Source organism: Vibrio sp. HENC-03 (assembly GCF_000305755.2).
Taxonomy (GTDB): domain Bacteria; phylum Pseudomonadota; class Gammaproteobacteria; order Enterobacterales; family Vibrionaceae; genus Vibrio; species Vibrio owensii.
The window spans coordinates 92118-98439 of sequence record NZ_JH976130.1; the positions used below are offsets into that span (position 1 = coordinate 92118).

A 6322-nucleotide genomic window follows, 5' to 3' on the forward strand; every position below is an offset into this window, starting at 1 on the left:
CTTTAAGTTTCAAGACGGTTTGGTTAACCGTTAATGTTGGGACCTAACCATTTTTCCGCTTCGATCTTATCCCAGCCTTTACGATCAGCATAGCTTTGCAGCTGATCTTCTTGGATCTGAGCGATCGCAAAGTAACGAGAATCAGGATGCGAGAAGTACCAACCCGATACGGATGCTCCTGGGTACATCGCATAGCTCGATGTCAGTGACATGCCAATGTTTTCTTCAACATTCATTAGCTCCCAAAGCGGTCCTTTCTCAGTATGCTCTGGACATGCTGGGTAGCCAGGAGCAGGACGAATACCTTGGTATTTCTCACGAATCAGTTCTTCATTCGACAGAGCTTCATCCGCAGCGTAACCCCAAATCTCTTTACGCACACGTTCATGTAGATACTCAGCAAATGCTTCCGCCAGACGGTCCGCCACCGCTTGAATCATGATGGCATTGTAATCATCACCCTGTGCTTTGTATTCGTCAGCAAGTTCACGCTCACCGATACCACCAGTTACCGCAAAAGCACCAACCCAATCTCGCTTACCGGACTCTTTAGGTGCAACATAATCAGATAGACAGTAGTTGAAGCCTTTTGGTTTCTCCGTCTGCTGGCGTAAGTTATGCAGGACTTTCGCCACTTCTGTACGCGATTCGTCGGTGTAGACTTCGATATCATCACCCACGCTTGCTGCAGGGAACAGACCACACATGCCACGCGCTTTGAGTAACCCTTCACGCTCAACACGATCTAGTAGTTCGTTAGCATCTTTGTATAGGCGTTGAGCCTCTTCACCCACTTCTTCATGGTCAAAGATTGTTGGATACTTGCCGACTAACGACCAAGTCATAAAGAAAGGCGTCCAGTCGATGTACTTACGCAAAGTAGACACTTCAAAGTCATCAAAAATGTGGATGCCCGGCTTCACAGGGGCAGGAGGCGTATACTTATCCCAATCAATCGCGACTTTGTTCGCTCTCGCTTCTTCTAAAGTAACAGGCTTGGTGCGCGGCTTCTTGCGGTTATGCTGATCACGTACGCGTTCATAGTCCACGTCCAGCTTCTCAACAAAGCCAGGACGAAGTTCGTCTGAAAGTAATGATGTACATACACCAACCGCACGAGAAGCGTTATTGACGTAAACCACTGGATGTTTGTAGTTCTGCTCAATCTTAACCGCCGTATGCGCTTTGGATGTTGTTGCACCACCAATCAGAAGTGGAAGATCGAAGTCAAGACGCTCCATTTCTTTGGCTACATGCACCATTTCATCGAGGGACGGAGTAATCAAACCAGAAAGACCAATGATGTCGACGTTTTCTTCTTTGGCTACCTTGAGAATCTTCTCACATGGCACCATTACGCCAAGATCGATGATCTCGTAGTTGTTACATTGCAGAACCACGCCAACAATGTTTTTACCGATATCGTGAACGTCACCTTTTACCGTAGCCAATAAAATCTTACCGTTGGAAGAGCCCGCTTGCTTCTCTTTATTAATGAAAGGCTCTAAGTGCGCTACTGCCTGCTTCATAACACGCGCAGATTTCACTACCTGAGGAAGGAACATCTTACCTTCACCAAATAGATCACCCACCACGTTCATGCCATCCATCAATGGACCTTCAATGACCTCAAGTGGCTTAGAGGCCTTAAGGCGAGCTTCTTCGGTATCTTCAACGATGAACTCAGTTATGCCTTTAACCAGCGCATGCTCCAGACGTTTTTCTACCGCCCAAGTGCGCCACTCTAGTGCAGAAGCATCTTCTTCTTTGCCAACACCTTTACCTGCGTATTCTGCTGCAATATCTAGTAGCCTCTCGGTCGAGTCATCACGACGGTTAAGAACCACATCTTCTACCGCTTCACGCAGTTTGTCTGGAACGTTATCGTAGATCTCTAATTGACCCGCGTTCACGATGCCCATGTCCATACCGTTTTTAAAACAGTGGTATAGGAACACCGCATGAATCGCTTCACGAACGTAGTTATTACCGCGGAATGAGAAGGAAACGTTAGAAACACCACCCGAGATCATCGCGTGAGGTAAGTCGCGCTTGATGTCTGCAACCGCTTCGATGAAATCCACGGCGTAGTTGTTGTGCTCTTCGATACCCGTCGCAACTGCAAAGATGTTCGGATCAAAGATGATATCTTCTGGTGGGAAACCGACTTCATCAACCAAGATACGATAAGCGTTAGTACAGATTTCTAACTTACGCTCACGTGTTTCTGCCTGACCAACTTCGTCAAACGCCATAACGATAACTGCAGCACCATAGCGACGAATCAGTTTTGCTTGCTCAACAAACTTCTCTTTACCTTCTTTCAAAGAGATGGAGTTTACGATGCCCTTGCCCTGAATACACTTCAGACCCGCCTCGATAACCTCCCATTTAGAAGAGTCGACCATGATAGGCACTTTAGAGATCTCAGGCTCAGATGCGCATAGGTTTAGGAAGCGAACCATACAAGCTTCTGCATCCAACATGCCTTCATCCATGTTGATGTCGATGATCTGAGCGCCGTTCTCAACTTGTTGTCGGGCAACCTCTAGTGCTTCATCATAGAGTTCTTCTTTGATGAGACGTTTAAATCGAGCAGAACCAGTAACGTTAGTACGCTCACCTACGTTAATAAACAGTGTCTCTTTTTCAATAGTAAGAGGCTCAAGACCGGATAAACGACAAGCAACCGTAAGCTCAGGCAAATCACGAGGTTTCACACCTTCAACTGCCATTGCCATATGGCGAATATGCTCTGGCGTGGTACCACAACAACCACCAATTAGGTTGAGGAAACCACTCTCCGCCCACTCTTTAACGTGTTCCGCCATATCTTCTGGCGAAAGGTCATATTCACCAAATGCATTAGGTAGACCCGCATTTGGGTGAGTAGAAACAAAAGATTCCGAAATACGAGAAAGCTCTTCTACGTACGGGCGCAGTTCATCAGGACCAAGCGCACAGTTCAAACCAAATGAAATAGGGTTAACATGACGAAGAGAGTTATAGAAGGCTTCCGTTGTTTGACCAGAAAGCGTACGTCCAGAAGCATCGGTAATGGTACCGGAGATCATAACTGGCAACTCGATGCCTAGTTCTTCGAAGACGCTATCAACCGCGAAGGCACAAGCTTTCGCGTTAAGTGTATCGAAGATAGTCTCGATCAGAATAAGGTCAGAGCCACCTTTGATCAGCGCTCGAGTTGATTCTGAATAAGCTTCAACAAGCTCATCGAAGCTGACGTTACGATAGCCCGGATCGTTTACATCAGGGGAGATAGAACAAGTACGGTTTGTTGGACCAAGCACACCCGCGACATAACGTGGGCGCTCTGGCGTTTTTGCCGTCCACTCATCAGCGGCTTCACGCGCAAGCTTTGCAGCGGCAAAGTTGATTTCCTCACTCAGGCTTTCCATTTCATAGTCAGCCATCGCAATCGTCGTCGCGTTAAAGGTGTTGGTTTCAAGAATATCAGCGCCAGCTTCTAAGTAAGCGCTGTGAATTTCCTTAATCAATTGAGGCTGAGTGAGCACCAACAAATCGTTGTTGCCTTTTAGATCACAATGCCAATCCGCAAAGCGCTCTCCTCGATAGTCTTGCTCTTCAAGTTTGTATCCCTGAATCATGGTGCCCATACCACCATCGATCAGCAAGATACGTTGCTTTAATTGAGCTTCAATCTGTTGTCTTACATTACTTCCCACAGTACAGCCTCATTCCTTTAGTTATTTCTCCATCCTATCACACAAATTAAAGGAGTCTAGACGTCTAAAATACGAATTACTGATTATTTTGTCTCCGTCGAGTTACAAAATAATCTCGAAAAAATGTTTGCTATTTAGTCAACATCGTCCGAGAATTCCATTCATAAAATGTTACAAATAGAGAGCTCTATGTCGGTCTATCATACTTTATGTTTTCTATCTGCAGCGGCAATGGTTATTGCCTTTGTAAACAGTAAGATAGGAAAGATGCAAACCACCATCGCAATCACTGCCGGTTCGATGATTCTTTCACTCCTCATTCTAATCGCAGGTCAAAATGATTGGTTTCATCTCACCGAGATAGCGACCGAAACTGTTACCAGCATTAACTTCGAGGATTTTCTTCTTAAAGGTATCCTCGGATTCCTACTTTTTGCCGGTGGTTTGGGTATCAAACTCCCTAACCTCAAAGATCAAAAATGGGAAATCACCGTACTCGCTTTAGGTGCAACACTCTTCTCAACCTTCTTTATCGGTTTTGTACTTTACGGCTTCTGCCAAGTTATCGGCATTCAATTTGACCTCGTCTACTGTCTGCTCTTCGGTGCGCTTATCTCCCCAACCGATCCGATTGCAGTACTCGCCATTGTTAAAAAGCTTAATGCACCAAAACGAATCTCTACACAGATCGAAGGTGAATCTCTGTTTAACGACGGCTTTGGTCTGGTAATTTTCGTAACACTATTCACCATCGCCTTCGGTACTGAAGCTCCTACCGTTGGCAGTGTGACACTCCTATTTGTTCAAGAAGCGATTGGTGGCATCGTTTATGGCTTCGTACTAGGTCTTATTTTCCACTATTTAATCAGCGCTACTGATGACCACTCAATGGAGCTATTGCTTACTATTGGTGTGCCAACCGCTGGTTACGCATTTGCTGAATACCTTCATGTTTCGGGTCCGCTTGCAATGGTAGTATCGGGCATCATGATTGGTAACTGGACACGCTTTATTGGCTTCTCTAAAGAGAGTGAAGATCATCTAGACCACTTTTGGGAATTGGTCGATGAGTTTTTAAATGGCGTGCTATTCCTTCTTATTGGTATGTCGATGCTGCTGTTCGAATTCCACAAAGAAGACTGGATCATGATGGCAATTTCAGTACCACTAGTGCTGGCTGCTCGCTATCTAAGCGTGTTCATTTCTTACATCGGATTTAAGCGCTATAGAAAATATAATCCTTGGTCTATCAAGATCTTAACTTGGGGTGGCTTGCGCGGCGGCCTGGCTCTAGCTATGGCACTATCAATCCCATCGGGTATCTTGGTTATTCCAGAGAAATTGATTGATGTGAAAGAGATCATAATGGTGATGACCTACTCGGTGGTTGTGTTCTCAATCCTGATTCAAGGCTCCACCATTACGCCAATGATCGAGAAAGCGAAACAAGCCGAGAAAGAAATGGAAGCAGAAGGCTCAGTTGAACCACAAGAAGCAAAAGCTTCTCAAGAGTAAGTACTTCTACAGTTATCAAACTAGGCAGCCATTTAGCTGCCTTTTTTATGCCTAAAATCTAGGGAATCTAAAGCCAAAACAATGAATAAAGCCTATTTCCCTTCCTCCCTACCTCTAGTAACTTCATACAGCGCTTCTTAATCCATAATCATGTACACAGACCGATGTAACACTAAGAGGAGAGTCGACAGTAGCTTGCCAAATTGAAAAGAAGAAGTTTCCCCTCACCATACTATAAAAACAACTCCAAAGCTGAGCCGTTAATGAATGATGGAAGATAGGGTCTTCTGATTAAGACCAACTTTAAGGAATAAGTGAAGACGAGACTAGCGAGAGCTATGGAGCTTATCGACTCAAACATCAAAATCATTACTAGATTAAGGTAGGGTATTCTAAATGAGTTGATAAGTCCGAAACGTAGATTACATGCTAACTAAGCTTTATTAGAGAATTAACAGGCCCATAGATACGAAAAGTCCAAGGCGCTCTTTCACTTCGTTATTTTGTGTTTTTCTGAATAAGAGAAATTAAATCGGAAACGCTTGAAGGAGCACTCGACTAAGAGAACGTTTTTTGGGGATATGCTTCCTAAAAGGGGATGTCATTATACTCTAGAAAGAACAAAAGCCAGTCCAAAGGCTGGGTTTCTAAATAATCTAAATAAGTAGCAGAGCGACTGAACTTGCACTCAATTAATACTCACTACTCGTAGACCAGAATAATATCGCAAATACGGAAAGACCCCAGCACTTCTGCTGGGGTCTGGAGTAAATAGGAGAGTCGGCGGGGACGTCTAGTTCGAGGTTGTGGCTATGGGACTAGTTTCCTGAAAGGGAAAATTTCTTTGCTCTTAAACGACAAAACCCAGTCCGAAGACTGGGTTTCTAAATAAGTGGCGGAGCGGACGGGACTCGAACCCGCGACCCCCGGCGTGACAGGCCGGTATTCTAACCAACTGAACTACCGCTCCGCACTGGTTAGACATTTAAGTCTAAGTTTTTGTCTTCACTTTTTCATAAAAAGTGAAAATAAAATACAAGCCTGGCGATGTTCTACTCTCACATGGGGAAGCCCCACACTACCATCGACGCTAATTCGTTTCA

General features: G+C 44.9%; 2 protein-coding genes and 1 tRNA gene. 1 reads left to right on the plus strand and 2 read right to left on the minus strand.

What is annotated here, in order from left to right; translation table 11 throughout:
* Positions 1-23 precede the first annotated feature (23 nt).
* Positions 24-3704, minus strand: coding sequence for a methionine synthase (gene metH, locus VCHENC03_RS02890; RefSeq protein ID WP_009707673.1), 3681 nt, complete (start codon positions 3702-3704; stop codon positions 24-26).
* 189 nt (positions 3705-3893) lie between these two features.
* Here metH and VCHENC03_RS02885 point away from each other — a divergent pair, with 189 nt between their 5' ends.
* The gene (locus VCHENC03_RS02885; RefSeq protein WP_009707674.1) at positions 3894-5219 is read left to right on the plus strand and encodes a cation:proton antiporter; all 1326 of its coding nucleotides are present in this window, start codon (positions 3894-3896) and stop codon (positions 5217-5219) included.
* An 893-nt stretch (positions 5220-6112) separates the two neighbouring features.
* On the opposite strand, the gene VCHENC03_RS02880 is transcribed toward VCHENC03_RS02885, so the two are convergent.
* Positions 6113-6189: transfer RNA gene (locus VCHENC03_RS02880), tRNA-Asp, on the minus strand.
* Between the last annotated feature and the right edge of the window lie 133 nt (positions 6190-6322).

Coding starts and splice junctions, on each gene's coding strand:
- VCHENC03_RS02885 (WP_009707674.1), top strand. CDS start 3,894: ATGTCGGTCTATCATACTTTATGTTTTCTATCTGCAGCGGCAATGGTT.